At 57.3% G+C, this 25,728-nt stretch carries 29 protein-coding genes; 26 read left to right on the top strand and 3 right to left on the bottom strand.

Translation table 11 applies throughout. The annotated features are described in order from the left end of the window. Positions 1 to 312: 312 nt before the first annotated feature. Together GFS31_RS19625 and GFS31_RS19620 are read right to left on the bottom strand one after the other, a co-directional pair. Positions 313 to 1,125, bottom strand: a complete 813-nt coding sequence (locus GFS31_RS19625; RefSeq protein ID WP_198808365.1) for a ParB N-terminal domain-containing protein — start codon at positions 1,123 to 1,125, stop codon at positions 313 to 315. Then, positions 1,118 to 1,837, bottom strand: coding sequence for a ParA family protein (locus tag GFS31_RS19620; RefSeq protein ID WP_198808364.1), 720 nt, complete (start codon positions 1,835 to 1,837; stop codon positions 1,118 to 1,120). Before GFS31_RS19620 ends, GFS31_RS19625 begins: the two co-directional genes overlap by 8 nt. Before the next feature lie 398 nt (positions 1,838 to 2,235). Between GFS31_RS19620 and GFS31_RS19615 the strand changes: the two genes are divergently transcribed. From GFS31_RS19615 to GFS31_RS19570, 10 genes are all read left to right on the top strand, one after another. Next, positions 2,236 to 2,481, top strand: coding sequence for a hypothetical protein (locus GFS31_RS19615; RefSeq protein WP_198808363.1), 246 nt, complete (start codon positions 2,236 to 2,238; stop codon positions 2,479 to 2,481). 753 nt (positions 2,482 to 3,234) lie between these two features. Beyond that, positions 3,235 to 4,164, top strand: coding sequence for a calcium-binding protein (locus tag GFS31_RS21150; RefSeq protein WP_225907731.1), 930 nt, complete (start codon positions 3,235 to 3,237; stop codon positions 4,162 to 4,164). A gap of 461 nt (positions 4,165 to 4,625) precedes the next feature. Beyond that, on the top strand, positions 4,626 to 5,180 hold the full coding sequence (locus GFS31_RS21540) for a hypothetical protein (protein ID WP_198808362.1): 555 nt from the start codon (positions 4,626 to 4,628) through the stop codon (positions 5,178 to 5,180). A 32-nt stretch (positions 5,181 to 5,212) separates the two neighbouring features. Next, a complete protein-coding gene (gene rppA / locus GFS31_RS19600; RefSeq protein WP_198808361.1) occupies positions 5,213 to 5,890 on the top strand; it encodes a two-component system response regulator RppA in 678 nt (225 codons plus the stop codon). A gap of 3 nt (positions 5,891 to 5,893) precedes the next feature. Beyond that, the gene (locus GFS31_RS19595; RefSeq protein ID WP_198808360.1) at positions 5,894 to 7,366 is read left to right on the top strand and encodes a sensor histidine kinase; all 1,473 of its coding nucleotides are present in this window, start codon (positions 5,894 to 5,896) and stop codon (positions 7,364 to 7,366) included. 295 nt (positions 7,367 to 7,661) lie between these two features. Further along, entirely contained in the window at positions 7,662 to 8,069 is a 408-nt protein-coding gene (locus tag GFS31_RS19590; RefSeq protein WP_198808359.1) for a hypothetical protein, read from the top strand. A gap of 180 nt (positions 8,070 to 8,249) precedes the next feature. Further along, positions 8,250 to 8,588 (top strand): hypothetical protein, encoded by a 339-nt coding sequence (locus tag GFS31_RS19585; protein WP_198808358.1) that lies wholly within the window; start codon positions 8,250 to 8,252, stop codon positions 8,586 to 8,588. 132 nt (positions 8,589 to 8,720) lie between these two features. Beyond that, complete coding sequence (locus GFS31_RS19580; RefSeq protein ID WP_198808357.1) at positions 8,721 to 8,864, top strand: hypothetical protein; 144 nt, start codon at positions 8,721 to 8,723, stop codon at positions 8,862 to 8,864. Between the two features lie 147 nt (positions 8,865 to 9,011). Continuing rightward, a complete protein-coding gene (locus GFS31_RS19575) occupies positions 9,012 to 9,368 on the top strand; it encodes a hypothetical protein (protein ID WP_198808356.1) in 357 nt (118 codons plus the stop codon). A 123-nt stretch (positions 9,369 to 9,491) separates the two neighbouring features. Beyond that, positions 9,492 to 9,683 (top strand): hypothetical protein, encoded by a 192-nt coding sequence (locus GFS31_RS19570; RefSeq protein WP_198808355.1) that lies wholly within the window; start codon positions 9,492 to 9,494, stop codon positions 9,681 to 9,683. A gap of 443 nt (positions 9,684 to 10,126) precedes the next feature. Here the strand turns inward: GFS31_RS19570 and GFS31_RS19565 are convergent, their stop codons facing one another. After that, positions 10,127 to 10,267 (bottom strand): hypothetical protein, encoded by a 141-nt coding sequence (locus tag GFS31_RS19565; protein WP_198808354.1) that lies wholly within the window; start codon positions 10,265 to 10,267, stop codon positions 10,127 to 10,129. A gap of 383 nt (positions 10,268 to 10,650) precedes the next feature. On the opposite strand from GFS31_RS19565, the gene GFS31_RS19560 reads away from it, so the two are divergent. The 16 genes from GFS31_RS19560 (at position 10,651) to GFS31_RS19485 (ending at position 25,691) form a co-directional block, all read left to right on the top strand. Then, on the top strand, positions 10,651 to 11,277 hold the full coding sequence (locus GFS31_RS19560; protein ID WP_198808353.1) for a hypothetical protein: 627 nt from the start codon (positions 10,651 to 10,653) through the stop codon (positions 11,275 to 11,277). Positions 11,278 to 11,452: 175 nt separating this feature from the next. Then, positions 11,453 to 11,869 carry a hypothetical protein gene (locus tag GFS31_RS19555; protein WP_198808352.1) on the top strand — a complete coding sequence of 139 codons (417 nt, stop codon included), beginning with the start codon at positions 11,453 to 11,455 and terminating at the stop codon, positions 11,867 to 11,869. After that, positions 11,859 to 12,920, top strand: coding sequence for a relaxase/mobilization nuclease domain-containing protein (locus GFS31_RS19550; RefSeq protein ID WP_198808351.1), 1,062 nt, complete (start codon positions 11,859 to 11,861; stop codon positions 12,918 to 12,920). The genes GFS31_RS19555 and GFS31_RS19550 overlap by 11 nt, the downstream gene beginning before the upstream one ends. 49 nt (positions 12,921 to 12,969) lie before the next feature. After that, entirely contained in the window at positions 12,970 to 14,382 is a 1,413-nt protein-coding gene (locus tag GFS31_RS19545; RefSeq protein ID WP_198808350.1) for a hypothetical protein, read from the top strand. Next, on the top strand, positions 14,369 to 15,922 hold the full coding sequence (locus tag GFS31_RS19540; protein ID WP_198808349.1) for a DEAD/DEAH box helicase family protein: 1,554 nt from the start codon (positions 14,369 to 14,371) through the stop codon (positions 15,920 to 15,922). The genes GFS31_RS19545 and GFS31_RS19540 overlap by 14 nt, the downstream gene beginning before the upstream one ends. A 124-nt stretch (positions 15,923 to 16,046) precedes the next feature. Further along, positions 16,047 to 16,979, top strand: a complete 933-nt coding sequence (locus GFS31_RS19535; protein ID WP_198808348.1) for a DUF3560 domain-containing protein — start codon at positions 16,047 to 16,049, stop codon at positions 16,977 to 16,979. A gap of 46 nt (positions 16,980 to 17,025) precedes the next feature. Continuing rightward, complete coding sequence (gene recG, locus GFS31_RS19530) at positions 17,026 to 19,110, top strand: ATP-dependent DNA helicase RecG (RefSeq protein WP_198808347.1); 2,085 nt, start codon at positions 17,026 to 17,028, stop codon at positions 19,108 to 19,110. A gap of 75 nt (positions 19,111 to 19,185) precedes the next feature. Further along, positions 19,186 to 19,446 (top strand): hypothetical protein, encoded by a 261-nt coding sequence (locus GFS31_RS19525; RefSeq protein ID WP_198808346.1) that lies wholly within the window; start codon positions 19,186 to 19,188, stop codon positions 19,444 to 19,446. A 3-nt stretch (positions 19,447 to 19,449) separates the two neighbouring features. Then, the gene (locus GFS31_RS19520) at positions 19,450 to 21,039 is read left to right on the top strand and encodes a hypothetical protein (RefSeq protein WP_198808345.1); all 1,590 of its coding nucleotides are present in this window, start codon (positions 19,450 to 19,452) and stop codon (positions 21,037 to 21,039) included. Between the two features lie 64 nt (positions 21,040 to 21,103). Next, positions 21,104 to 21,748 carry a siphovirus Gp157 family protein gene (locus tag GFS31_RS19515; protein ID WP_198808344.1) on the top strand — a complete coding sequence of 215 codons (645 nt, stop codon included), beginning with the start codon at positions 21,104 to 21,106 and terminating at the stop codon, positions 21,746 to 21,748. Positions 21,749 to 21,818: 70 nt separating this feature from the next. Then, positions 21,819 to 22,181, top strand: a complete 363-nt coding sequence (locus GFS31_RS19510) for a hypothetical protein (RefSeq protein WP_198808343.1) — start codon at positions 21,819 to 21,821, stop codon at positions 22,179 to 22,181. Between the two features lie 2 nt (positions 22,182 to 22,183). Further along, on the top strand, positions 22,184 to 22,600 hold the full coding sequence (locus tag GFS31_RS19505) for a hypothetical protein (protein ID WP_198808342.1): 417 nt from the start codon (positions 22,184 to 22,186) through the stop codon (positions 22,598 to 22,600). 2 nt (positions 22,601 to 22,602) lie between these two features. Then, positions 22,603 to 23,454, top strand: a complete 852-nt coding sequence (locus tag GFS31_RS19500; RefSeq protein ID WP_198808341.1) for a hypothetical protein — start codon at positions 22,603 to 22,605, stop codon at positions 23,452 to 23,454. After that, on the top strand, positions 23,442 to 24,197 hold the full coding sequence (locus GFS31_RS19495) for a hypothetical protein (protein ID WP_198808340.1): 756 nt from the start codon (positions 23,442 to 23,444) through the stop codon (positions 24,195 to 24,197). Before GFS31_RS19500 ends, GFS31_RS19495 begins: the two co-directional genes overlap by 13 nt. Next, a complete protein-coding gene (locus GFS31_RS19490) occupies positions 24,194 to 24,862 on the top strand; it encodes a Mov34/MPN/PAD-1 family protein (protein ID WP_198808339.1) in 669 nt (222 codons plus the stop codon). The genes GFS31_RS19495 and GFS31_RS19490 overlap by 4 nt, the downstream gene beginning before the upstream one ends. Beyond that, positions 24,846 to 25,691 carry a ThiF family adenylyltransferase gene (locus tag GFS31_RS19485; protein WP_198808338.1) on the top strand — a complete coding sequence of 282 codons (846 nt, stop codon included), beginning with the start codon at positions 24,846 to 24,848 and terminating at the stop codon, positions 25,689 to 25,691. Before GFS31_RS19490 ends, GFS31_RS19485 begins: the two co-directional genes overlap by 17 nt. Positions 25,692 to 25,728 lie beyond the last annotated feature (37 nt).

Below are 25,728 nucleotides of genomic sequence, written 5' to 3'. Positions count from 1 at the left end.
GTCTAAGGTTTGGTTGGCCTCATAGCCTCGACTGGCTACCCTCATGCAGTCTACATTCTGTAGGGTTTGTCCCATCTTTTTAAGGATCTATCGGTGGCGAAAAATAGGAACTCAGTTCCTATTTTTGGAGGTAGCTTCGGCCCTTTCTTCCCTGGGACTTTACGAATATGGCGGGTCTCGGCCCGCTAGCGACCGCTAGCCTAGGGTCTTTTCACCTTGTTGAGGCTAGCCACGGGGTCCCTTATGGCTCAGGCATCATAATCGCTTCTACCGTATCCACTACAGTATCGAACTCAGTTCCAGGAGCGTCGGTCAACCTCCCATATCTTGGAGTTCCTCTAAGCTCATTTGCACCTGTATCAGCCATTCGGGCAACTGCTCGTCTAAGGATTGGTTAGCCTCATAGCCTTGACGGGTCTCCCTCAGAGCTTCTAGCTCCTGGAGAGCCCGTTCCATTTTCCGGAGAAGCTGACGACGGCAAAAAATAGGATCTGAGTTCCTATTTTTGGAGGTGGATTCGGCCTTCTCTTCCCCAAGCACTTTGCGAACGTAGCGAGTTGAGACCCCGATAGCAACAGCGAGGGCTGGCCCCAGTGCCTTTTCTCCTTTTTTAGGACGACCACGGGTCTCCTTATAATTTAGGCTTCGTAGGCGACTGGCCAGTTTTTCAATCTGGTCACGGGAATAATTGACCCGCTTTTCATTTTCTGCCAGCTCGACTTGCAGAGCTTTTTCTGGATCAGCCCCCGCATCAAAGGGCATGATTCGGACGGGCACGAGGTCATCGGCAAAGTGCTCCGCAAAGTGCTGCGGCTGATGGGTTTTGAGATGGGTGATGGCCGCTAAACGGTGTCCCCCAGCCAGTAGGACGTTTTGGTTATCAATCACCAATGGCTCAATGAGTCCGAGGGCCGCAATGGACTCGGCTAGCTCCTGGACATGGTTGGGCCGAAGTGGGCGAGTATCGGTTTCTCGCTGCCGGATTTGTTTAAGCGCCAGGAGCGAGCGCCGACCGCGATCTTGTTGTGCCTTGGTTTCGGCTAACTGATCCTGTTGATGAATCGCGCCTGCCGTATCTACCGCACTGCTGAAAACATTCGTTGCATCCCTACGTTTCCTAGGCATTCTTGATCCACTCCGCAATTTTCTGTAAATCCTCGGCTCCTTTGCACTTATGGTCATACTCCATGAGCGGCACCCGTTCGGCACTGGCCCAGGCCAAGGTCGTATCTTGGCGAACGACCATGCGCTGAGTGTTTGGGTAGGCCGAGGCCAGTTGTGCATCCAGAGACTGATCCATGGAGCGACGTAAATCAATCATGCTGAGGATTAAGGCATAGCGTTTGGAGCCTCGTCGCCCTTTTTGCTGTCGCGCATTCAGTTCATTGATAACTCGCCCGGCCCCCATCACCGCCAAAGGATGAGCATTCGTGCAGACCAGCGTGGTATCGGCGGCCACCCATCCTAAACGTTCGAGGTACTCAACCCCAGGTGGGCAATCAAAGAGAATCACGTCGTAGTTCAATACATCAACCGCATCCGCTAAATCTTCAGGGTCTGAGGACTGAACCCCGTAACTAGTTAAATCAGGGCCGCCTGGAAGCACATGCAAATTCTCCAGGGCTTCAACGGGCATGGGGAATTGTCCTAACAGCAACTGGGCTGTGCCTGCCGCTGTAGGGTCGGTGCCTAATACATAGGCCGTATTGGACTGGGGATCGAGGTCAATGACCAGTACCCGTTGCCCTTGGCTTGCAAACACAGAGGCCAACCCACAAGCAACGGTTGTTTTCCCTACGCCGCCCTTCCGACCACTCACTGCAATCTTATACACCATGGCTTTTGTCCTAACTCATCTTCAACGAAGCTGTAACGGTCATCTTTAGTTCTGTTTGCTGGAGGGGATATCCACTGAAAGCAGAGGCTCCTGACCTGCGGGCCTCCAACCTTGGCCTAGGTTGATACCGAGGGCTTGTCGCCAGCTATCAACCGGATGGCGTTGGCGCTTGGCCCGATTGCGATGCTTTTTTATCCTATGTCGCCAGCCTTCGGCCATGTTGCTATCCCCTGCGGGTAAGTCAATCTACCCCAGTCACAAAAGCTGGGCCAGAGTACTCCCAAGAGAGTGTAGAGCATCTTCAAGTCGATAAGAACGATGACGAAGTCACCGTCATCCTCACGCTCAGATCAACAGGGCTATCGCCCAGGGTGAGATGTCCTTTTACCATCTCACCCATGACCCACCCCTCCAGTCAAACCCAACCCCTGTCCCCAGCGCTTGACCTGGCCCTATTTGAGTTGCTGGCCACCCTCGAAACCTTTAGCGATGCTGACTTTAACGCTCACTGGACGAACCTAACGGAAGCAGAGCTTCAGCAGGTCGCGCTTATCCTGCTTCAAGCCCTGACGGTCAACCTCAACGGTAAGCAGGTGGCGGGGGCGTTGCGCCAAGTCAGGCCGTCCCCCCATCCCCTACACTAGGGTCAACGTCAGTCAGGCCGTTGACTTATGCCGACCCTCCATCAAGCTTTTCTGCCCACCGCCTGGGATGAGTGCGAAAGCGCTATCGCCCAGCGAGACCAGAGCGCGGCCCAACTCAGGGCTGAAGGCTGGGTCTGCACCTGCCTCACCCTTTACCGGGTTACAGATGGAATGCCCGTGTATGTGGTGGAGGTGAATCCGGCAAGCCTTGACGTGGGCCGGGAGCGCTCCTCAAGGCCAGCGCGTCTCCCTAGCCCGAGCCGTCGTCCTCTGATATCTCACGGCTAAACCAGTGCAGGGTTCAAGGCTAGTAGGCTTTACGGAATACCTTGCTAACAGCGAGTATCGACTACCTTCCAGCCGCCTAGCCATGCGAAAAGAGGTAGGCCCTTAACCTCAAGGTCTAGCGTCAGCAAACGATTGTCCAACCCAGTCCATCCTAAACGCTTGGGTGTCTACGCAATCTGGATGGGAGGTTGCAGAGATTGCCTATCTCTCTCTGCTAATGCCCCTGTCATGTTTGCGTCATGGTTGATTGATAGCCTACGGATGTTCTTGAGGTACTACATAGAGACGAGTGATGATGAATCCTATCGCGAAGGCTGCCCTAGTGGCTGATAATCTATCTAAAACTATGGCTATGCGGGGCATTGTCTAGGAATTCTAATCGAATAGCAACTCGCCTAAGACTCTAAAGCTCATTTCAACTCCTTTTGCAGATAAGAAAAGTAGGAGTTAACGAACTTTGGATCAATGGTTGGCCTGGGTTGTTATTTTCGTAGTGCGCGTTTCAAAAAATGTCAAAGTTATGGAAAGAAGGCAATGAGTAATAGAAGTCTTGCGTCAAGAAGTACCTCCTTTAACGGTACTGTTTCTAACGTATGGGAAGATGGCTTTTCTTTAAATTTAGGTAGCCAAATTCTACGAGTGGATAGCTGGGATCTCTATGGTGACTCAACTCGAAACTTCGTATCGATTGGCGATAGGTTAACGGTTTTAGGCGAATTTGATGATAGGGAGTTTGATGCTTCCTCCATCACTCGACAAGGTAACAGGAGTAATCACACAAGCACCCGTGGAGATAGCATCAATGTTGTTATGAACCCTAACCGAATCACCACGATCCTTGGCACTAATGGCTCCGATGATCTTCGAGGTGGTCGAGGAAATGATCGACTGTATGGGTTAGGTGGAGATGATGACCTATTGGGTGGATTTGGAAATGATGTTTTGATAGGCGGGGCTGGAGATGATGATCTTTTTGGAGAGGGCGGGAACGATACCCTGCGAGGTGACAATGGAAACGATGACCTCTTTGGTGGAGCCGGGAACGATATTTTGCTAGGTGGATCTGGAAATGATGATCTCTTCGGGGGAGCTGGAAACGACACCTTGCGGGGTGGCAATGGTCATGACACATTAATTGGTGGCCCTGGTCGTGATATTCTCATTGGCGGTGCAGGCCGCGATGAATTTGTTTTACAACCACGTGGCAATGACATCATCCGAGACTTTCAGGATGGAGTAGATGAACTGTATCTTTCCGGCGGCTTGTCATTTAATCAGTTAACATTGCAGCAGCGGGGGAATGATACTCTCATTTCTGCTAACGGCAACCGTGTAGCTTTGCTGTTGAATATCGATGCCAATACTATTACCATGACTGATCTACAGCAGTTTTAGGTCTTTCGTAAGAGCAAAGGCTAGCTTCATCAAGGGCTACGCCACTACAAGCACTTACAAATCATGTGGGGCTGCTGCAGACTAAATCTAATATCAAATCTGGAAGATATCCCCCTGAACTTAATAGGGTAGCTGTGTTGGCTACCCTATTAATCTGTGAATGCCGTTGCTTTGACGTCATCGATTTGAAAATTTTCTCAATCGGGTTGAGGCGAGAAGAAGCGTGAGCCAAAAGAGTCATGTGCCCGTCGCTTTAGTCTTCTTACCCACGGCCTAGTGCAGGTAAATCATGGGCCAACTCAGCACTACCCCAGTTACCCCTAGACGTCTAGTTTTTGCGGTGGCCTAGATGGGGAGTTGCGCAGCATACGGATTCTTCTCTGCTGGTGAGCCTGTCATTTTTGCGTCATGGTTGGTCGATAGACTACGGGCATTCCTAAATTAAAGCCTGGAGAGTAATCATGCTGAATCGCCTTGTGATGGGTGTCCTGGTAGCGAGCGGACTGGGCGTGGCCCTGGTATTACCCAACCTTAGCTATGCCCAATCCACGCACACGGGCATTGTTGAACGGGTGTGGGAAGATGGCTTTCGCCTGAACACGGGGGAACGCACCCTGCGGGTGGATACCTGGGATGTCTACGGTGATAACACCGCCCGGTATGTCTCGGTGGGCGATGAGTTAACCATCACCGGGGAGTTTGAAGGGCGCGAGTTTGATGCTTTCACCATCACGGGTGCCGCTGCTGGCGCACCTGCCCCAGCCGCCACCAACCGCCCTGCGGACGATATGACAGTTAGCTCTCGCCAATCCTCGACGACCTACAACGGCACCGTTGAACGGGTGTGGGAAGATGGCTTTCAGCTTAATACAGGCGACCGCACCCTGCGGGTCGATACCTGGGATGTCTATGGCGACAACACCGCCAGCTACGTTTCGGCGGGAGATCGCGTTACCGTTACGGGAGAATTTGACGATGGCGAATTCGACGCCTTCACCGTTCGCCCCACCCCCTAGTTTGTTCTTCCTCTCAGTTGAAGCGTTAGTCCATGCGTATCCTGCTAGTTGAAGACGACCCCGCCCAATGCGAGCCCCTTCAAGCGGCGTTGACCCATGCTGGCCATGTGGTTGACGCCGTTGAAGATGGCGGCACCGCCCGCTGGCTGTTGGGCGAAAAAGACTACGACCTGCTGATTTTGGACTGGATGCTGCCCGGAGAGGAGGGAATTTCCCTGTGCCAGCATTACCGTCAGGCGGGCAAAACCGCCCCCGTTTTGATGCTGACGGCCAAAGACACCACGGCAGATAAGGTCATGGGTCTCGATGCCGGGGCCGATGACTATTTAGTCAAACCTGTTGATTTGGAAGAACTCTTGGCCCGCGTTCGCGCCCTGCGGCGACGGTCGCCCCTCTGGTGCGGGGATGTTTTGCAAGGGGCCGACTTGGTGCTGTACCTCGACACCATGCAGGTCGAGCGGGGCAGTCATCGCTTCAAACTCTCCAGCCGCGACTTTCAACTGCTGGAATATCTGCTGCGCCATCCTCGCCAGGTGCTCAGCCACGACCAAATCGAGCAAGCCCTGTGGGAATGGGGCTCTGAACCGGAGAGCAACGCCGTTACGGCCCGCGTCAAACGCCTGCGCCAGCGGTTGCGCCCGTTAGACGCCGACACCTGGATTGAAACGGTCTATGGTGTCGGGTATCGCCTCGACCCTCCTGAGCTTTGACCGATGGCAAACCTGGCCCACCACCTCTCTCAACCTTGGCAAGCCCTGCCGATTCGGTGGCGGGGTGCGGTCATCATTGCCATTCCCGTCACCTGTATGTTCACGGCGCTATCGTCCTTTGCGTGGCTCAAGGCCAGCTTAGCCGAGGATGAAATTTGGATTCAGCACACCCAAACCGTGCGGCTGGAAACGAAATATCTTGCCAACGCCCTGGTGGAGGCTGAAACGGGTGTGCGCGGCTATGGTCTGACTCAGCGGGAGGAATTTCTAGAACCCTACCGCTGGGCACAACTCGAAATTCCGACTTCCCTAGACCGTCTTGAAAGTTTAGTCAGCGACAACGCCGCCCAAGTGGAACGGGTGCAGGAAATCCGACAACTGGTGAATGACAATGTGAGAATTTTTGAGCAAAAATTGACCCTCAATCAAGACCTTCAGCAACTCCCTGCCGAACCCGATACCCTCGTTCCCGCCGCCGAACTCTACGCCTGGTTGGAGGAAGGCAAAGACACCATGGATGCCACCCGTGATGCCATCGACCACTTCATGATGGTCGAAGATACCTTGCTCACCCAGCGCATTCAACACCGAGATCGCTATCAGCAAGGGGCTTGGCTGGTGTTGTGTTTGCTGGCAGTGATGGGCACCCTAGCCGCCTTTTTTGCCATGCACCTTTTCCATCAGCTAGAGCGAGAACTCGCCAACCGTGAAGACCACCTGAAACTCACCAACCATCGACTCGAAACGGCCTGTCATCAACTTCAGCGGTTTACTGCCAACGCCTCCCACGAACTCCGTGCCCCCCTCGCTGCCATTCTGAGCAATGCCCAGGTCGGATTGATGGCGCTAGAAGACTTTGAAGTCGAGCATTGTGAACTGGATGAGATTCAAATCCATGATGTTCGTCCGCGCCTAGAGAACATTGTGAGCCTAACCAAAACGATGGGCACCTTGGTTAACGAACTGCTGTTTTTAGCCCGCCATGAAGGACTACTGGCTCCAGAGGCGTTGAAGCCTGTCAATTTAACCGACCTGGTGGCTCAGATTGCGGAGGATTTTCAGAGCGAAGCCCAAGCCCACAACCTCCACTTTTCATCGCAGAGCCCCGATACCGCAGTTCTGGTCAATGCCGACACCAATTTACTCCGTCAGGCCATCACAAACCTCCTCAGCAATGCCTGCCGATACACACCTGCTGGGGGACATATTCAACTGCGGCTCTGGCAGAAAGAATCTCAAATCATCATTGAGGTTAAAGATACTGGAATCGGTATTTCTGAAGCCTCATTACCCATGATTTTTGAACGGTTTTACCGAGTTGATCCAAAACGCAGTAAAGCCTCTGGCGGGCTAGGGTTAGGGTTGGCTATCGTGCAACAAATTGTGCAGGCCCACCGAGGCCACATTGAGGTGAATAGCCGTCTCGGAGAAGGGTCAACATTTTCTATTCTCTTGAACCCAGAGCCTCAAAGATGACGGTGACTATCCCCAATCAACCCCTCTGAGAACATGCGAGAAAATCTGGCAAGCCAGACCCCAATACCCCAGTCGAGAGTACAAAAAGCTGAGACAAGACGGTGTGCATTATCTCAACGGCTGCCTCAATTCGACCTTAAGATCCGCTAGCGCTGACTTGAGAGGAGTGGGCTCATTCACTTGATGCCAGCCAAGGGCTGGTGTTAGGTGAGTTGAAATTGACTCGAATTTCACCGAAGGCCAGCCAATGGCTGGTGTTGGATGAGTTGATGTTAGTCAAGAGGGACAGAGACCCATGACGTTCACCAATACCCTACCGAAGCGGTTCTACCAACATGCGCTGACTAAGGTCAAACCCTTTGCTGAGAAGAGTGCGTTGATGCTCTTTAATCTGGCGGTTGACCTGGTGGTGGATGCGACCGGACGTGACCAACGCGCCGCAGGTCTAGAGCCCGACTGGTCTAGTCTACGGGAGCAGGCCAAAGACGAGCTGAAAGACTTTGACGAGGCTGAGCTGCGTCAACTTTTGGCGACCACCTTTGGCCTCAAGACCCAGGTGCAGATCTTGGAACGGTTTGGCCAGATGCGGAGCCGCAAGCGTCGAGCCAGCGGTTACGGGAGCCCGACGGCCCAGGAACCTGCGGCCAGCGATGAGCTAGACGATGCCGTTGACGACGACCTCGACGAGGAGTTCATCGACTAGTCACGAACCTCAGCCCAACGGCTCTTACGGGTCGTTGGGCTGATTTTTGGCCACGCCCACCCACCGCTGCGGAAGAGCCAGCGTGGGCTGGTGTCGGGTGAGTTGACCTGACTCATTGACCCAAGGCCAGCTCGTGCTGGTGTTAGGTGAATGGACATTCAAATCAGAGGTAATTCAACCATGGCAACCCAAACTAAAACTCGCCAAGCGACGAAGCCCAGCCTGCTTGCCAGTCTACTTCCCTATGATGAGAAGCTGCGTCTGCGTGAGCTTGCGGTGCTGCGTGACCGAGTGGGGAATGAACTGCGCTCCAAAGCCCAGTTCGAGATGGACGGAGCCACGTTTGATTGGACAGCCTTTAGGGCCCAGTTCCATGCCGACTATGGCGACCTCCCCTTGGCCGACATCCGAGCGAACCTGAAGACCTACTACGGATTCAGCAACGCTCAGGACGTGGCCGATGCCTACGACAAGATGCAGGAATTGCGACGGGCTCGCCAAGCCCAACGCGGCTACTAAGGCCGAAGGCTGACCCAGACCCTAAACGGGAGTTGGGTTGGCCTTTGGCCTTAGCCCACCCACCGTCCCCCAAGCCCAGCGTGGTATCAACCGCTTGCGCTGGGCCGGGGTGATGCATTCAAGGGTTACATCGTGGTCAATCTCATCGAACAACTGAAACAGTTTGACGGACGTGAGACAACCAATCCACAGTTCGAGCGTTTGGTAGACCAACTGTCAACGCTCATCGAAGCGGCCAACCTGTCGGTGGACGACATTCTCGACGCCATCGACTAGCGTAACGGACTCTGCTTAGCCCCCTGGGGTTGGGCAGAGTGCCTGTTAAGCCCACCCACCGCACCCAAGCTCCACCCACCTGAGCCTGGACGGATGCGACTGACGCCAACGTTCGTTGGGCCAGGGGGATGAATCGTGTGAACTGGCATGGAATTCAAACCCTACGGAAACCTGGATATTGCCAGGGTCAAGCGGCCCAGCCTGCATGGATGTCCGCCCACGGTCTCGGCTATCGTGCTGACCCGTGGTGCGGCAGACGCCCTGGCCCAGGTCATGCGCGATTGGCCCGATGCATGGCACCAGCGCTGGCAGGAGGCGTTGCTGGATCTGGTCTATGACTGTCCGTTCAACGTATGGGCAAAGCGGGTTGAGGTCGAGCATCCTGAGTTGGCTCCGGCGGTGGACGTTCTGAATGATTATCGGCTCCCCACCCTGGGCCTGGTCTTTGATGCGGCTGAACTCTCATTGATGCAGCAAATCACCGAAGCCCTTCGCTCTGCCTAACGATTTCTGGCCCGTACCTTGAGGGGTATGGGCCGGGGTCTTTTCCCCACCCACCGCACCCCAACTGGCACATACCCCTTAGTGACCTCACCTTGGCCCCATCGCATTCCCGGACAGAGCACCTTGACTTCAACAGACTCCATCCTCGACCGTCATGTTCAAGTCATCACGGACGCTGACCCCAACCTAAACCCAACCTTGAGTGAAGCCCAACCTAAGCCCGACCTGTCAGCGCACCGTCAGGCCCAACCTGGTACTCCCTTAGCCCCCACCCTGACCCTAGATGGCCCCCAGCTTGCACCTCACGTTCTGTGACTGAACCGTGGATGGCCCTAAGCGTACCGATGCGGGACTGAGTGGGTCAGACCTGAGTCGGGTCGGGACAGTACGGTTCCGCCAACGTACCCTTCGATGCGCTTCTGAGATGAAACGATTTTCAAAGGCCCTTTTCAAGCCAAAATCTGCCTCAAAGTGAGGCCAAAACGAGGCCAAAGTGAGGCCAAGGTGAGGCAGGTCAACCTCAGTGCTAGGCCCAAATCAGGCCCAAATCAGGCCATTTTCGCCATGGGGGTAGGGGTCAAAACCCTGCAAGCCATTTTCTAGGCAAGCAATGCGTTCCTGTGACACCCCCACCCCAAGGGTGCCCCAAGACATGAAAATTCCATTCGAGATCCATTCCGTACCGATAAGTACTGCATAGGAACCCGTTAGGGACAATCCCGACCCCCTAGGGGCAGGCTAGGAACGCTCTCGAACCGCTAGGGGCCATCCTGGGACAGGCTGAGAACGTACTGGGTGAAGCGAGGGGCTGACTCAGGGAGGGTGGGACTGACAATGTCGCTCATCGGGTCTGGGTTGAGTCGGTGGTGATGACCCTCTAGGCCATGGGTTAGCGTCATAGGTCTGGTGCTAACGCTGACTATGGCCAAGACCAGGTGGCGGCAAGAGGGTGCTTTGGCCCTGGCCCTAGTCGAGGTGATGCTGTTGGTGATGATCCGCTTCGACTCGGCCCAGACTCGATGGAGCAGAACAAGGTTCGTTTGGGTCAACTGTCACATCGTACAGAGGTTCGCTTGAGTCGTGCATGACGGCACTCCGCCTCGACCTGGATGAGCCGAATCTGAGGGTAATCTCATTCAACTTGAATGAAATAGAACCCCTATCGGGGTTTGGAGGTGTGGAGTGTTGCTCCACCCTAGACCCAGAGCGTGACCTGACGGGGGCTTGAACCCGGTCAGGGGCGTGGGTCTAGGCTCAATCTGTCCTTAACCCTTGGAACCCTATGCCAACGAAAACGACAACACGGAGTGCCCGTACCGCTACGGCCTCGCCTAAAGACCGGGTGAAGGCCTACTGCAAAAAGCAAGGCTTTGCTGCCCTAGGCGGTAAGCGAGTGGTGCTGGTGCAAGCCTATTACGCTCTGCGGGAACTGCTGGGCCAGCAACTCCAGTCCCAAGCCTACCTGTCGAAAAACAAGCAGGCCAACCTGGACTGGGGCACCTGGAACAAGAGCGCCTTTGACCAGATGATTGGCGGCAACCCGGTCACTGCCGCTGCCGATACCCTCGACGCTATCGGTGAGGCGATGACGGAGATTGCCAGCTTCTACCTCGCGCCCCACTTTAGCAAGGAGGTGAATGCCTGCTTGAAGGAACTGGCGGCGAAGAACCTGGAGAGCGTGCAGTCTCGTAACAACGCTCGGCGCGACCAGGCCGCTCTTGCTGAAGCCGTCACCCAAGCCATGGGTGCAACCGACTCGCTGGAAGCGGATGATGACCTGAGCGATGAGGACGACGACGACTTCACCACGCTAGACGATGACGAATCGGAGGACGACCTGGACGACGAGGAAGCGGCTGAGGCCAGCGAATCGGAGGACGACCTGGACGACGACGACCTCGACGACTAATCGCTTGGACTGAACGCTCTACGAATCGCTCCCACCGAAGGGGCTTAGCTTGCCAGCAGGCAGGTTAAGCCTTTTTTTTGTGCGGCGCAGGCCGTCTCAAAATCTCACTTCAGACAGAGTCAGCCTCTTGAGCCCATTTGCCAAGATTCGAGTAACGTGAACCGACAGCGTAGCGATGTCTAGTACTCATCAACTCAGAATTAGGCTTCCAGAACCCACCTACGCCAGGGTGATGGCAGAGGCCGAACGCAGAGAGACGGATCCGAGTTCGGTGATTGAGAGCTGTCTCAACACCGTTCGGATTGCCGAACGCGGGTCAGAGCGGATCTATGGTGCGGTCTTAGCGATGAAGACACTCCTCAATCGCATGGAAGCCCAGGCTCGCCTTCAAGGAATTGACCTCAAGGCGATGGGCCTGCCCGTAGCATCCCTAGCAGACCAACTTAATGCCCTTCACCGCCTGATCTTGGAACTGAACGACGTTGACCTAGATCTTGACCCCCAGGCCGACCTAGAGCCGCTGACGTTGGAGCGAGAACTGAGGCTCGAAATCGAACATGAACGGTTTCTAGGCCAAGACGATGTTGGTTAAGCACAGCAAACGCCACGACCCCCTCGGTATCGTCCAGTACGTTCTCGGTAAGCCAGGGGCCGAGGTGATTGGTAGCACCTTGGCCTGTCCCGATGACCCCCACGCCATTGCGGCTGAGATTCGCTTTAGCTGTGCCGCGTCGAAGCGCCTCAGGCTTACCACCTACCATGCCTCTCTAGCGGTTGCCCCACCCGAACGGCTTTCAGATGCCCTGTGGCATCAGATTGCTCAGGATTACCTAGCCAAAATGCAGTACGGCCTGTGCCCCTATCTGGTGGTGCGCCATACCGATGCTGACCATGATCACATTCATATTGTGGCGGGTCGGTTGGATCTGAATCGAGGGAAGCGGGTGCCCGATAGCTGGGATCATTACAAAGCGGAAACGGCGGCCCGAGAACTGGAAGTCGAGTATGGCCTGACCCCAACCCTCTCAAGCTGGCAGACGGAACGAAAACCGCCCACCGTCGGCATGATTCGCCATGAACGAGAGACAGGCCAACCTGCCGTTAAGCCTGAACTTCAGGATTTGATTGACGACCTCTCAGGCCAAGTCGATAGCCTGGACGAGTTTATGGATCATCTAGAAGAAGCTGGGGTTGAGCTGAGTCTTAAACCCATCAACGAGACCACGGTTGGCTTGACCTATCACTTCAAAGGACTCTATTTCAGTGCTTCTCAGCTCGGTCGTGCCTACACCCTGAATGGTCTTCACCAGTTTCGAGGGATTGAGTCACCCCAGGACAGCGCCGCCGTGATGGCTTGGTGGGAGCAACGGCAGCGGGGGCAGGAATCTGTACAGGTTGAGCCAGAGCTAGCCCAAGTTCAGGATGAGGATCACGGTCAACCTGAATCCGAACCTGAAGCCCAGGCCCAGGGCAAACCTGAACGTGAACCTGTGCCTCAACCTAAAGCTCAGGATCCGAAGCCCGTAGACGTTGACCCAGCCCTAAACCTACGTGAAGCCCAGCCGCACCCAGCCCAGGACGCTGAAGACCGGACACGGAAACCGCAGCGGCAGAAGCGACGCCATCGTCAGATGGAGCGATGAGCTATCGCCCCCAGGGGCGGCACTGTGACCCTCAGGAGTTCATGAACCCATGGTTTGTCATCCCCAGCCCAGCCCACCCCTGACCCTAGGCGACCTGCGCCGCTCAACGGTTCAGTTCTTGAAACGCATTGGTTTTGAACGGGGTCAACGCATCTGGCTGAAGCTCAGCTGGGACTTACCCCTAGACCTGGCCCCAGACTGGGAGTGCTATCTCCGCAAAGGCCAGCGAATTCCTAAGCACAGAGTCTTGCAAGGCACGATCACCCACCTCGGATTCAAGTTGAGGCGGTGTCGGCCCAAAGGCAAACGTCGCAACCGGACGCGCTGGGTGCCTGACGGCCCGGTCTATCAAGACGGGTGGAAATGGGTCTACCGATGGTCACAGCAAGGCGCAACGGTGTCGTTCTATCCCAACCAACCCCAGGCGGGCATCAGCAACCTCGACGTGAAACGGTGTCGCTGTCTGTTCTATGAGATTGACGATGCTAGCTTTAAGGAGCAAAAAGCACGACTGCGTCGGTTGTGCCGCACCTTGAAGGTCAAACCTGCGGCGGCCCTATTTAGCGGCAACAAGTCGCTCCATGTTTATTTCAGAATCAGCCATGACCTGGAACCGGAGGACTGGATTCGGCTGAACCGAAAGCTGTGCATTGTCCAAAACGCTGACCCCCAGATCTGTAACCTGGGACGGGCGATGCGCCTACCGGGAATGCTCAGACGAAGCGTGGTTGATGGCGAACTGTCTAGGCCCAAGATGATTAAGGTCATGTCTACCTTTGGTGAGTCGTACAGCGCCATGGACTTCGAGGCCAAACTGGATAGCACGGGCTTGTTTCCCTACGGTCTCGACGATGCCCGGTGGCGGCAATGGTTCAAGCTGCGTCTGAAAGCCAGTGCGGGAGAAGCGGTTGACCCCAATGCGGCCCTGCTGGAAGCGCCCCGGCCAGCCCAAGCCAGAGCAACCAGTACAGGTTCAAGCTATCGACTACGTCCTGTCTCGAGAGTCCATCACGCCCATCGCCGCGACAGTACCCCCCTGATTGAATGTCTGACCCAAGATGATGCGGCGCTGATTCGTCAGGGCGTGCCGGAAGGATTTCGGCATCTCTCGGGGTATAAACTGGCCTGCAACTTAGTGGGCACCGCCGGGTTTTTAGAGCGCGAAAATGCCCGCTACTATCCGGCTCCTGAAGCGCTATTTAGAGACTACTGCGCCCGCTGCTCTCCTCCCTTAGATGCCCTAGAGGCGGACTTAATCTGGGCTGATGCCAATCGTGGCTTCCGACAACCGAGCCGTAGCGAAGCTTCCATTCGCAAGACCGTGGACTACTACTACGGCATCGCCCATTCCAATCCCTACGCCCAAGCCGCTCAGACCGATGATTCCGTCGCCCATCCTGAACTCAAGACCCTGATTCGTACCGTCAGACACAAGGTCAAGACCGCCCATGACGCTCTATGACTACCAAGCCCAACTCTGTGACGACCTTCGAGAGGCCATCCGAGCGGGGCACCGTCGGATTCTGGCCTACCTGCCGACGGGGGGCGGGAAAACCTTTGTGGCGGGCAACCTGGCCGCTGGAGCCGTCGGTAAGGGCAACCCGACCTTGTTTCTGGCCCACCGTGACCCCTTAATTGACCAAGCCTACCGCACGTTTAGTCAGGTGTTTGGGCTACGTACCGGAAGGATTAAGTCAGGCATCACCCCCGACCTGAGTGCGCCCGCTCAAATTGCCCAGGTGCAGAGCTTAGCCAGCCAGAATCATACCGTTCCGCCCTGGCGACTGTGCCTGATTGATGAGGCCCACAGCACCACCTTTTTTAAGGTCGTCCAAGCCCTGATTCAAGCGAACCCCACGGGCATCGTGATTGGCCTCACCGCCACCCCCTTCCGCCTGGGCCAGTCATACTTGGCTGACCACTACACCGCTCTGGTGCAGGGGCCATCTCCGGCTCAACTGATTCGGAGGGGTAAGCTGGTGCCGCCTCGCTACTTTGGCTACGACGACCTCGACTTGAGTAAGGTGACGATTTCTAGCCGTACCGGAGACTTCGATGCTCGACAACTTCAGCAGGCCGTCAACCAGAAACCGCTCAACCAGAAGCTGGTGCGGGAATATCAAAAGCTGGCAGGCCATCGCAAAGGGATTGTCTTTGCCACAGGCATCGCTGACTCGAAGGCCATTGCCGAGACCTTCAATGAGGCGGGCATCCCAGCGGCCCATCTGGATGGCTCGGTGCCCACCCGCAAGCGCAAGCAAATCTACCGAGACCATGAATCGGGTCGTATCCAAGTGGTCGTCAATGTCGGTACCCTCACCGAAGGCTATGACTGTCGCTCGATAGAATGCGTGGTGCTGAGGCGACCCAGTATGAGTCGCGCCCTGGTGATTCAGATGATAGGGCGGGGCTTGCGGATCAGTCCTGAAACGGGCAAGACCGACTGCATCATCATCGACTTCGGGACAGGCAACCTGAAGCGCTTTGGCCGCATCGAGGACGAGTTAGACCTGAGCCTAGACAAGCCCCCAGACCCCAAAACCGAAGTCAAACTCGTGCCCTGTCCCCAATGTCGAGCGATGGTGACGGTCTTTCATCACACCTGCCCGGAGTGCAGCTTTAAGCTCAAACCGGAAGCACCCCACCAACCGAAGGTGCTAGAGCCGATTCCCCATGAATGGGCCACAGAACACCTCAGCCCCGAGGAGTTAAAGCAGCAAGCCTACTACCGACGCCAGCTCGCCCTAGCCTACCGTCGTGGCCATAAACCGGGGTTGGCCGTAGTCAAGTTCAAGGCAATGTACCGCATCTATCCCCCGGCCTGGTGGAGCCAGGGCGCGGTGTTTGGGTCTGAACCAACGCCAATGCAACAGGCTGAATACCTCGAACGCATGGTGAGGATTGCTGAACAGGATGGCCTCGATGATGCCTGGATTGCTCGCCAGATTCAGCTTGAGTTTGGCGATGGCTTTCAGGTCGATTCCATTGCCAAGGTGATCTAGGCCAGGGGTCTACCCTACGCCGCTATCGCGGGTCATCTGGGACGCACTTTACACACCGATGACCGAATCCAATCCCCCCCTTCCAACCCCCCAAGACACTCAGGACGATCCAACCGATGCAACCATGACCCTAAAGCAGGCCCAAGCCCTGCTCCACCAGCATGGCCTCACCGTTACGGAATCCATGACCACACCTAAGCGAGCCCATAAGCCGCCCCGTCCCGTCTGGCTGGTATCAGGTCGCCTAGATCCGTTCCGAGCCCTGCTGTATGACCTGGGTGGAAGAACCCGGTATTCAGGCCGCAATACGTTCAGCTTTTGGGACGATCCAACCATCGACATTGCTGAGGGCATCGAAGAACAGGGCGAAGCAACCCTCGAAGCACAAGTGGCGCTCAAAGATGAACGGTCAGCCGAACGCGCTGAGCGCTATAGCCAGCGGGCACAGACTAAGCGCCAACAGCGAGACCAGGCCTATCATCGCTCCCATGCCGCTGTGGCAGGCATCGAACCCGGCCAACCTGTTCTCGTGGGCCACCATAGCGAGACCCATCACCGTCGTGCCCTGGAGCGGTCTCACCGAGCGATGGGCCAATCGGTTCAGGCCGACCGTGCGGCGACCCGACTGAGCGAAAAGGCGGCTGGCAGCCAAGCTCAGGTACAAAAGCGACAGTCCAAAGCCTATCTGGGGAATCGCCTGCGGGACGCCGAAGCCAAGAAACGACAGGCTGAGCGGGATTTGGCTCAGTTCCCTGACCACCCAACCTACCTGCTCAACCTACAAGACGCCGAGGCCGCCATTGCCCATTGGAGCCAGGAACTGGACTCTGCGGGAGTCCTGACCCCAGATGACATGGCTAAGGGCGACTTCATTCGGTTCATTGGGCGCTGGTATGAGGTGGTGCGCGTCAACCCCAAGTCTGTGACCATCACCCGCTGGCTCGACATTGAGGGCTGGACGTATCGGGTGCCCTATAGCGAGATCCAAGCCCACAAACCCAAGGCTGAAGCCAAGGCCGAGGCTCAGACCGAGGGTGAAGGGCCACCGCAAGGCTAGGTTCCTCGCTATCGCGTTGAGGGGGAGAACCGTATCCCCCCACGCCATGACCTCAACGCAAACCCAACGCAAAACGCCCACCCCCGACGCAGCCCTGGCCAAACTGGGCCTGACCACGGATCTTGACCTGCTGCACCACTACCCCAAGCAGCACCAGGTGATTCACCGCCGGAAGCTCGCCGACCTCCAGCCCGGAGAGACCGTCATAACGATGGGTCGGGTGGTTCGCCACAGTATCAAAGACGCCAAGGGTGGCCAGCTCATCGTGCAGACGTGGGTCATCCGTGACAAGACAGGTCGCCATCGCCTGGTCTGCACCCAGTTCCACAAAGCCCGTCTGCCCTACACCTCAGCCCAGTGGCGACAGCAGCAGGGCCAAACCTATGCCCAGGGCCAGTTAGTGACGGTCACAGGCCCCGTCCACCACGATAGCTATGTCGGTGGTCTGACTATCAAGGGCGATGTGGTGCCCATCCGGCCCAAGTCGATATCAACCATTCCCAAGCGAGTGCTGAACCCGGTCTACCGTCTCAGCAAAGGACTGGACATGCAGACTCTACAAGGCCGCATCCGAGAGGCACTCCAGCGCACACCCCTTCACGACCCCATCCCGGCCAAGTTTCGGCAGCGACACCACCTGATGGAACTGTCCGAAGCGCTGGCTCACATCCACTTTCCGCCTGACGATGGGCAGCTCGAAGCGGCCCGCCGTCGGCTGGTCTTTGACGAGTTCTTCTACCTCCAGATGGCATTGCTGCTGCGTCGGGGCCAAGTGCCGCAGCGGGTCAAGCCTCAAAACCTATCGCGCTCTCTTGTGGAGCGGTTCAAAGCCAACCTGCCCTTTGCCCTGACCGGAGCGCAACGGTGCACCTTGAGCCAAATCCTTGATGACTTGACCCAAACCTTCCCGATGAACCGTCTGGTGCAGGGCGATGTCGGTTCCGGTAAGACCGTGGTGGCGGTAGCGGCATGTCTGGCGGTGATTGAGCAGGGACACCAGGCGGCGCTGATGGTGCCCACCGAAACCCTGGCTCAGCAGCATTATGCCAAGGTCAAGGCGTGGCTAGAACCCTTGGGCCTCAAAACGGCTTTGCTGACAGGCCACACCTCGACCAAGGAACGACGCATCCTGTTGAGTGAGTTGTGGCTAGGCCGCATCCACCTGATGGTGGGTACCCATGCCCTGAGTAGCACAGCCGTCCAGTATGCCGACCTGGGCCTAGTGGTGATTGATGAACAGCATCGGTTTGGCGTCAAGCAACGCAACGCCCTGCTCAAAAAAGGCCCCAATCCGCACCTGCTGAGCCTGACCGCCACACCCATCCCCCGCACCCTGGCCCTGGCGATGCATCAGGATATGGACGTGAGCCTGATTGACGAGTTGCCCCCCGGTCGCCTGCCCATCGTCACGCAAGTCCTAACCCAAGACCAATCGCACCAGATCCATCGCCTGCTTGACAGTCAACTGGCCCAGGGATTTCAAGCCTACGTGGTGCTGCCCCTGGTCAAAGACACCGACAACAGCGAGATGCGCTCCGTGGAAACGGCTCTGGACACCTATCAGCGAGCCTTTCCTGAGTATCAGGTGGGAATGCTCCATGGCCAGATGAGTTCAGCGGCCCAGACCGAGGCGCTAGAAGCGTTCAGGACAGGGCAGACCGACATCCTCATCGCCACCAGCGTGATTGAGGTCGGGGTCGATGTGCCCAACGCCACGGTGATGGTAGTCGAACAAGCCGAACGGTTTGGCTTAGCCCAACTGCACCAACTGCGGGGCCGGGTGGGGCGGAGTGACCATCCTTCCTATTGCATCCTGGTGGATGGCGCGGAAACCGCTGCCAGTGCCGAACGGCTGCAAGTTCTGGTTCAGCACCAAGACGGCTTCACCATTGCCGAAGCCGACCTGAAACTGAGAGGGGCAGGTGACGTCCTAGGGCACAAGCAGGCCGGGGTTCCCAAGTTTGCCCTAGCTGACCTCATGCGTGACCAAGCCTTGCTCAAACTGGCCCATACCGCCGCCCGCTCTGCGGTCAACCAAGGGGCACGGCTTAAGGGCTGGAACCGGATGGTGACTGAAGCCCAGCGCCGGGAGCATCTCGAAAAAGCGCTTCGCCACACCCATCTGAACTAGGCCGTTATCCCGTCACTCAGAGCTATCCGCTATCGCGTTTGGCAGGGTGACGTTCATTCTCAGACCAGGAAAACCATGACCGACCCAGACCGCAAGTGGTACCTCCACTTCACCCTGTTTCAGCAGCGGGTGTATATCGCCATCCCGGAAGTGACGGGCCTGATTGGCGACAGCCACGACACCCTGACCTACCTGCGAGCCACCATAGGCGCGGCCCTCTACGGCCACGTAGAACCCGGCTCCATCGTGTCGCACCTCAATCACATCGAGGCCGATGCGATGTCCTACGCCAACGTCATTCAAACCCTGAACGAAATCGCCCCCCTCAAAGGCTGAACCATGACCCTCGCTCAACCTGGGGTCGTTCTGATGCACGGTCTTGGGTGTGACAGCACGACCCTTGCCCACCTCTGGGCTACCCAACCCGACACCCGACGACTGCCCAATGGCGACCCCTTTGACCTCAACCAACTGATTGTCCTGACCAGCCAAACCCTGGGGGAGTGGGCGCATACCGCCTACCTCAACGAGACCTATCTGTACCCCGTCTTGGCTGAGAAGGGGATTCGCACCGTACAGATTATGCGGGCAGGTCCCTCCACCCTCGACGGCTACCTCACCCTCGATGACACGCGACAGCCCCAGCGGTGCTGGATACGAGGACGACAAACTGACCTCACCCATGCCCTGCCACCCCTCGACCCACGGGTACTCGATTTCATCAGTGCTGAAGCCCTGGCTCAACGCTTTCCAGGGGTGACGGTGCAGCCGCCTAGTTCCGGTGGGTTTGGCTTGGCCGATGAACTGCTCCGAGGGGCTACCGTACCTCAGTTTGGAGAATCGAGGCGACAATGCTCCCCCAAATTCAAACACCAGGGCCAAGACCAATGGGTGATGGATCATGCGCTGGGCTATGGCCTCAGCCAAGAACTGATGCAGGTCGGGGGGGTGCCGCAGTTTAGTGGCAAGGGCCAACTTTGCCAAAACCACTTTAAGGCAGACCCCGCTAGCCAGTGGCTTGACCACCCTCCCGGCTATGGCCTAGCCCAAGACCTGATCGAGGGCGGCATCGTGCCGCAGTTCGTGCAGAACCGTCGTCGGTGCAGCGCCAAGTTCAAAACCAATGCCTGCGAGCAGTGGCTAGGCTCAGAGCATGGCCCTGTGCCTGAAATCTTTGTCGCCATCGGGTTCACGGTCGGTGAAGAGCGACGACGGGAGCGAGGCGACTTGGCTGACGCCAAACGGGCCAGCCAAGCCAAGCCGTCTTGGGTCAAGCGCACCAACTTCTATCCCCTGATTGACCAGTTCAAGCTCGACCGAACCGGAACCGAAGCCTATGCCCAAAACGTTGTGGCGAAGGGCATCGAACCCTGGTGGCGTTCAGCCTGTGTCTATTGCCCCTTCTCAGGCATCGCTGGCCCCAAGGAAGAGGTGCTGTTTAAGCATCGCCAATGCCCAGAGGAGGCGGGATTTGCGCTGTTGATTGAACATCTCGCTCGACGGCTGAACCCCAAACAGACCCTCTATCCCCAGGGCCGCAGCCTGTTCCAGATGCTCAAAGATGACGGCAATCAAGCGGCTCTAGACCACCTCCAGGCTCACCTTGAAGCCTTGCCCTGGGCTATCTACCGAGTTCAGCGGATCGTCGGCAGCGGCATCCCCTGGCGCAAGGTGGAACTGCTAGCGGTCGAGGGCCACGCTCACATCGAGACTGAGCTGTGGGAGCAAGCCAAGCGGCTAGGCGGTGAACTTTCAAGGGAACCGGACGGCTTCTTGAGAGCCTGGATTGAGCAGCGCCACACCGAGGATTATCGCATCGAAGACCTGCTGACCATGGCTCCGGCCCTGGCCAAGGAAAAGCACCGACCGGGCTGGGAGGCGATGTGGGCCAAGTTCCACGCCCCCTATACCCAGCCAACCTTGTTCTGACGATGCCCGCTATCGCTGGGGTGAGGCGACCCCCTTGACCTTGATCCCTCGGAAAGGAACCCCCATGCCAACGCCCAAACCCAGCCAACCCAAACCCAGCCCAAAACCCACTCCAGCCAAACCCAACCGGACTCGCGCCATCCCTGAGTCGGTGGTGCAACGCTCCCTATCCTTGTCGAGTCGGAAAGCCGCTCGACTTTGGATGCAGCTAGAGTCCGGGATGGCTGACCCCACTGACCTGCTGCCCGCCCTCCAACAGGCCCAAGGACACCAGGAAGATGCGGTTGATATCCATGTCGCCCTACGCCAGCACATTGATGCGGAGATTGCCGCAGCCCAAGCTCGCCTAGATGCCCTAGCAGCGGTGCATGAAGCGGACATTCAACGTCTGAAGCGGTGGGCCAACAGTCTAGACCAAGGCGTGCTTGACCTGCATGAGCAAGGTCTGATGGCCGATGAAGCGGTGGGTCAAACCTACCGCATTCGGGTGAAGCACAATCCGCCCAGTTGCATTGTCTTGGATGAGGCCATGATTCCAGAGCCGTACCTCAAGGCCAAAACGACCTATACGCCTGACAAGTCCGCCATCAAATCGGCCATTCAAGGGGGCGAAGCGGTGCCTGGGGCTGACCTGGTGCGCAAGCGCAAAGTGGTCTATGAAGCAGCCCCCACCAGCCTAGGACGGATGACGGATCAGGCCCAGGTTTAGTCCGTTCGTTCTGTAAATTCAGGGTGCTCGTCCCCTAGGGCTGGCACCCCTGTTGTGTTGCCCCAATGCCATGACTCAAGACTCAATCCAAGACACCTCAGACCGACGCTACGCGTGGGGCGAGGTGCCCATGCAGCTCACCCTCCACTGGTTTGCCCCAGAGCAACCCGGCCAACCCCGGCCCGTGATGCTTTCCGTCACCACCTATGACGATGCTCCCATTGCTCGCCTGGTTTCAGAAGAGCCCTTAGAAAATCTGCTGCCTCAGCTTCAAGCCCTGCTTACGGAACTAGAGCAATCCCTGGCCATCCGCCAGATGCAGTGGCAACAGCGCCGCAAAAAGCAGCAGCGCCAACCCGTTGCCCCTCGACCCCAGACCACCACCACCCACCCCACGCCCACCGTCTCCAGTACCCAAATCACGCTGTTTTAGCCATGTACCTTGTCATTCTTGAAGGCCAACAACATCAGATTCCCGATGAAATTGCCAGCGATGACCACAAACTTCTGACCCTGTTCAGTACGGTCAACCCTGCCCTGGCCAATGCTGAGATTAAACGAAACGGCACCCAGGTCGAACTGATGGCCCGCAAAGGCACGAAGGGCCATTCGCTGCCCGTCCTTGACCTGCTTCAGGCCGCTCTGCCCCATATCGACCCAGCGGTGGCGGTGTGTAATGCCCTCCAGAACCATGCGTTTCGAGTGGGCCTTGATGCTGAAAATGCCGACCGCATCACCCAACGCATTGAGCAGGCTCTAGCGGAAAGTGACCACCAGGCCAAGGCCCGAAAGGCGACGCTAGAAGCCTTGGCCAAAGCCAAGCCCCAGTCCGTTGTCGTGAGGGGATTTTAGCCATGATTGCCGACCTCGATGAGGCTAAGTTTCGCCTCCAGGCGTTGACCCAGGCTAAACCCTGCCTGAACGTGGGTGACGCCAGAGACTATCTGCGCCGCCAGCACTACCACTATGCCCTGCTGGATCTGTACCAGTGGACATTACCGGAGGCGTTTCGCCAACATCCGCACCGTGACCGTTATCGCCCTGCGCTTGAAGGTGAAGACCTCAGCCACAGCCTGCTGGAAGTGGGGTTTTTGACCCACCTCGACACCTTACTGCCCGCCGTGCCGTGGAACGAGGCGGGGGAGGTCGGCGACTTGAACGAACAAGGCGTGTTCAGGGACGGTCTGCCGCTCCTGGATTTGGGCATCAATCTCCACGCTGACGGTGTGCTGGAGCACCTGGAACCCTGGTTTCTCGTGCTAGCGGCCCTGAGCGAACCCGGTCAGTTCATCCTGTCTCAGAGCCTAGAGGACGTAGAAGACCTGCTCCAAGCACAGGATCTCTGGCCTGTGATGCAGCGAGCTTTGGACGGCCCCATTGCCACGCCACCCGCCCAACGAAATGCGATCCGGCGTCGCTTTAACCGAGAGCCTATGCCCGTCCGGTTTGTGCCGATGGCCGTCAATCTGATTGACAAAGCAACGGGTAACTACTGGCTCGACGCGGAATCCGACCCGGAACGCTTTCCGTCGGGGTCGTCCTATCACATGCCCTGGAACCGAGAAGCGTTCGCCATCGCCCAGCAGCATGGTAATCGAGTCGAAGGGTATCACCAAAAGGTGAGTGATCTGAACGAGTGGATTCAAGCCGACCCTCCAACCCGCCTTGACCACATCCTCGATATCTGGAACTCATGTTTGACCTAACGCCTGAGCAACACCATGATCTCCATGCCGCCATCCTCAGCCAAACGCCTGCCATCGGGCCAGATGGAACCCTGAACTGGGAGCAGCTTGACGGGGCCATTCTCCTCCACCGTGACCATTACCTGTACCAATACCGGGTCAGCCGTGGCCCGCTTCGGTTGGGCTACAAGTACCTGAGTCCGCAGACCTTGGCCCGTGCCTTCCATCTCGACACCCTCGATAGCGGTTGGATGCCTGACCGTATCCTTCGCACCGGAAGCACTAGTGCCGGAGACTGGGCCGTGCTGTGGATCCCTCGACAAAAGCACTGCCTGACGATAGCAGGGGCAGGCCCAGACGGAACCGACCTGACGCTGACTGTGCCCCTACCTGCGCTGGTTTGGGTAGGCCGAAATCAAGACTACTGGCTGTGGGCGGTGTCCAACCCCCCGTTTGACCCGAAATCCCAAGCGCTGAAGCCCCCCTTACCCAACGTCTATGGCCACAACGGCAAGATTTGCTGGGGTGCCAACGTACCCCCTATCGCTACGGCCCAGAGTCTGCCCCAGGCATGGCACACCTTCATCACCAGTCCGTTTTCGGGCCATGAAGTCTACGGCAAGTCTGGCCAGTATCCCAAAAACGTCATCCGCCAACTCAAAGCCGTCGCCGGACGCAGAACCTATCCAGTCAGCGACCTTCAGCCTTTGCGTTCCTACGACAACACGATTGACCGTTGTTTAACCCAAGCTCTCGACCTATGAACCCTCTCATCCAGCACCAGTTCTACACTGACCCCAGCCAACTCCAGTCCCCCCCGACCGCCGCCCTAACCTATTGGGTGGCCCAAAACGGCGTCTTTGTGCGAGGCCACCGACCTGAACTCGATGCCCTGCTGCCCGTCTCGCGCCATGAAGATCCGGTGTTGGGACTCGGCGTTCTCCAGCCTTTTGTCACCCTGACCAAGCTCAATGCGGCTTGGCTGGAACGGGTTGTGGGCATGGCTAAGGCGAACCTACCCAACGAAACCCTGTTCCACTGGACGCAGACGCCAGCGGGGGACTGGGAACTGGCCATTCCAGAGCAAACCCAGAGCGCCACCCACTGCCAACCGACCGAGACAGGTTATGACTCTTCGGCCCATCGCGCTGTGATTGAAATCCATAGCCATGGTCGTAGTCCGGCTTACTTCTCCTCTATCGACGACGCCGATGAAACGGGCGGCTTTCGCATCTATGGCGTCCTGGGCAAACTGCACCAGGCTAAACCTGAACTGCTGCTGCGGGTCGGTCTGTTTGGGCATTTCTGGATCATTCCGGTTGCTGCGGTCTTTGCGCCGTTCGAGTCGGGATGCCGCCTCATCGACATCGCGCCCCCAACGTTGCCCTACTACCGAGCCAAAGAACCGAATCATGTCCCTATCACCTAACTTTGAGGCCATCCATGCCAAACCCGTCGTGCTGGCCCCCACCCAAACCCTTGAACTCTGGATCATTGGTTGTGGCGGCACGGGGTCATTTCTGGTGCAGCTCTTGTGCCGAGTCGCCCTAGCCCTCACCGCCCAGGGCCGAACCACCCAACTCGTCCTGGTTGACCCAGACCGGGTTGAAGCCAAGAACGTCACCCGGCAATGCTTCTGCGAAGCCGAGATTGGCCTCAACAAAGCTCAGACCTTGGCCCTCCGCTACAGTGCCGCCTTCGGAGTGGCCATCGACGCCATTGCCGAACCCTTTAGACCGTCCATGCTCCTAGAGAGTCGATACGAGACCCTGCAAATCCTCTGTGGCTGTGTCGATAATGCCGCCGCTCGACAGAGCATCGCTGAGGCCATCGAGGCTCCTCGGTACCACCGCCTTGCCTCGCCCTGGTGGATTGATGGCGGCAACAGTCAGCACCACGGCCAGGTGTTGGTCGGGAACTGTCGCTCCACTGACTCCAAGGATTATGTGATAGACACGGTCTGTCGTGCCTTGCCCATGCCCAGCGTCCAAGCGCCTGACCTGCTGGTGCCCCGGCCAGAGGAGCAAGGCCCAGATTCATCGGGATTGTCCTGTGCCGAACTCGCTCTAGCGAATGCCCAAAGCCTGCTGGTGAACCCTCAAGTGGCGACGCTCATGGGTCGGTACGTGGTCGATTTGTTGAACAACACCCTCACTACATTCGCTACCCACTTCGACCAGCAGACTGGAACCATGGTCTCTCAGTACACCACCAAGGCCAGTATCGCCGCAGCCTTGTCCCGCTACGCACCGTCCTAAGTTCAGACCTCAGACAGACGTTGCTTCAAATCGCCAG

Origin of the sequence: Leptolyngbya sp. BL0902, from assembly GCF_016403105.1 — a bacterium.
In the GTDB taxonomy this organism is placed as follows: domain Bacteria; phylum Cyanobacteriota; class Cyanobacteriia; order Phormidesmidales; family Phormidesmidaceae; genus Nodosilinea.
This window is presented reverse-complemented; position numbering and strand designations above follow the sequence as displayed.